Origin of the sequence: Bradyrhizobium sp. YR681, from assembly GCF_000282615.1 — a bacterium.
Taxonomy (GTDB): Bacteria; Pseudomonadota; Alphaproteobacteria; order Rhizobiales; family Xanthobacteraceae; genus Bradyrhizobium.
This window is the reverse complement of the sequence record NZ_AKIY01000316.1, coordinates 1-2,264: the sequence shown is the minus strand read 5'-3', so window position 1 is coordinate 2,264 and position 2,264 is coordinate 1. Positions and strand designations below refer to the sequence as shown.

The 2,264-nt window shown below is 64.2% G+C and carries 2 protein-coding genes; one reads left to right on the top strand and one right to left on the bottom strand.

Annotated features, from left to right (window positions below):
* Positions 1-131: 131 nt before the first annotated feature.
* A complete protein-coding gene (locus PMI42_RS33890) occupies positions 132-593 on the bottom strand; it encodes an Lrp/AsnC family transcriptional regulator (RefSeq protein ID WP_008143590.1) in 462 nt (153 codons plus the stop codon).
* A 131-nt stretch (positions 594-724) separates the two neighbouring features.
* On the opposite strand from PMI42_RS33890, the gene PMI42_RS33885 reads away from it, so the two are divergent.
* The coding region (locus tag PMI42_RS33885; protein ID WP_008143589.1) for a thiamine pyrophosphate-binding protein at positions 725-2,264 on the top strand (1,540 nt) is incomplete at its 3' end.

Sequence of the window (2,264 nt, the reverse complement as noted above, 5' to 3'; positions counted from 1 at the left end):
GGGGGTGTCTCCGCATCGGGATAATCCCAATGTGGAGAGAGCCCCCACCCGGCGCTACGCGCCGACCTCCCCCGCAAGCGGGAGAGGTTGACCGAGTGCGTGGCTCGATCGTCGCATCATAGGCGCAGACGTCAGACCGGCAGCGCGATCGAATATTTGACCTGGCTGAGCGCAAAGCTCGACTCGATCGAGGCGATGCCGTCGAGCCGGGTCAGCTTGGTCTTCAGGAACGTCTCGTAGGAGGCGAGGTCGGCCGCCACCACGCGCAAGAGATAGTCGCGGTTGCCGGTCATCAGGTAGCATTCCAGCACCTCGTCCCATTTCGAGATGGCGCGGGCGAAGCGGTTGAGGTCCTCCTCCTTCTGCCGCGCCAGCTTGATCGAGATGAAGACGCTGACATGCAGCCCCAGCGCCTTCTGGTCCACGGTCGCGATGTAGCGCGAGATCACGCCGCGCTCCTCCAAGAGCTTGACCCGGCGATGGCACGGCGAGACCGAAAGCCCGACCTTGTCGGCGAGCTCCTGCATGGTCAGCCGGCTGTCGTTCTGGAGGGAGCCGAGGATTTTGCGGTCGATGGCGTCGAGCTCTGGCATTGGGATGAAACCTGTATTTCATGGGCTATTGTTGGTATGGTATCCTAATCTTGGCGGGTATGACGCGATAAATTGGGAAATCTGGCCCGCCCCGCAGGGGTATGATCCGCGTTATTTTCCGGAGCATCGCCATGCCCGTCGATTCCGCGCGTCTCGAAACCCTGACTGCCCTCAGCCGCAAGGCGCTGTGGCTGTCGTCATGGACCATCCACCACGCCAACCACGTCCGTCCCAACGCGGATGGGCTCAAGGTCGGCGGCCATCAGGCCTCCTCGGCCTCGCTCGCGACCATCATGTCGGCGCTGTATTTCTCGGTGCTGCGGCCCGAGGACCGCGTCGCGGTGAAGCCGCACGCGAGCCCGGTGTTCCACGCCATCCAGTACCTGTTCGGCCGGCAGAGCCGCGAGAAGCTGGAGAATTTTCGCGGCTTCAAGGGCGCGCAGTCCTATCCTTCGCGCACCAAGGACGTCGACGACGTCGATTTCTCGACCGGCTCGGTCGGCCTCGGCGTCGCGCAGACACTGTTCGCCTCGCTGGTGCAGGATTACGTCAAGGCGCATGGCTGGATGAAGGACCGCCGCGAAGGGCGGATGATTGCGCTGGTCGGCGACGCCGAGATGGACGAGGGCAACATCTTCGAGGCGCTGGCGGAGGGCTGGAAGCATGGCCTGCGCAACACTTGGTGGGTGGTCGACTATAACCGTCAGTCGCTCGACGCCGTCGTGCGCGAGGGGCTCTGGGAAAAGTTCGAGACCATGTTCCGCAACTTTGGCTGGGACGTGGTGATCGTGAAATACGGCCGCCTGATGCGCGAGGCCTTTGCGGAAGCAGGCGGCGAGGCGCTCAAGCGCTGGATCGACAATTGCCCGAACGCGCTCTATGCGGCGCTGTGCTTCCAGGGCGGTGCGGCCTTCCGCAAGCATCTGCACGACGAGATCGGCGACCAGGGTCCGATCACCAAGCTGATCGACAAGCGCAGCGACGAGGAGCTGCTGGCGCTGATGTCGAATCTCGGCGGCCACGACATGGCGAGCATGCTGGACGCGTTTGAATCCATCGATCACGATCGCCCGGTCTGCTTCATCGCCTACACCATCAAGGGCGTCGGCCTGCCGTTCCAGGGCCACAAGGACAACCACGCCGGCCTGATGACGGTCGCGCAGATGGAGACATATCGCCAGAGCCAGAACATCCGGCCCGGCCACGAATGGGACAGATACGAGGGCCTCGCGCAGGACGCCGCCGAACTCGACGCCTTCCTCGCGCGCGTGCCGTTCAACCAGGATGGTCGCCGGCTGACCGCCCCCGTCGTCGAGGTCCCCCGGCAGCTCGCCTTCAAGCCATCGCCGCAGATGTCGACCCAGCAGGGTTTTGGCCTCGTGCTGAACGAGATCGCGCGCGGCGACAGCGAGCTGGCCAGCCGCATCGTCACGACCTCGCCCGACGTCACGGTCTCGACCAATCTCGGTCCCTGGGTGAACCGGCGCGGCCTGTTCGCGCGCGGCGAGAAGGCGGACTTATTCCGCAGCGAGAAAATTCCCTCCACCTTCAACTGGGACTTCTCGCCCAAGGGTCAGCATCTCGAGCTTGGGATTGCCGAGATGAACCTGTTCATCATGCTCTCGGCGCTCGGCCTGTCGCACCAGATCAACGGCGAGCGGCTGCTGCCGG